This is a genomic window from Halorubrum sp. SP3, from assembly GCF_005435195.1.
GTDB classification, from domain to species: domain Archaea; phylum Halobacteriota; class Halobacteria; order Halobacteriales; family Haloferacaceae; genus Halorubrum; species Halorubrum sodomense.
Window position 1 is genome coordinate 1108 of the sequence record NZ_SGTU01000096.1, and the last position, 217, is coordinate 1324.

1 protein-coding gene is annotated in these 217 nt (G+C 59.9%); it reads right to left on the reverse strand.

Translation table 11 applies throughout. The features are described 5' to 3' along the window. A partial coding sequence (locus EXE42_RS19430) for a glycosyltransferase (RefSeq protein WP_206750731.1) occupies positions 1-217 on the reverse strand: 217 nt, incomplete at both ends.

Genomic DNA, 217 nt, shown 5'->3' on the forward strand with positions numbered 1-217 from the left:
GGGTCGCGGTGTCGTCGTCGGAACCGTCCGAGACGACGATCGCCTCAATGGGATAGCCACGAATGTGGTCCGGAAGCGCGTCGAGGACTGATTCAATACTGGCGGCCTCGTTGTACGCGGGTATCACGATCGCGATCGGATGATTGCCCCCGTCTGTTCGTGGCTCGGTCATCGTCTCCGTAACGGACAAACTCCGCGAGAGATCCGAAATATCGCG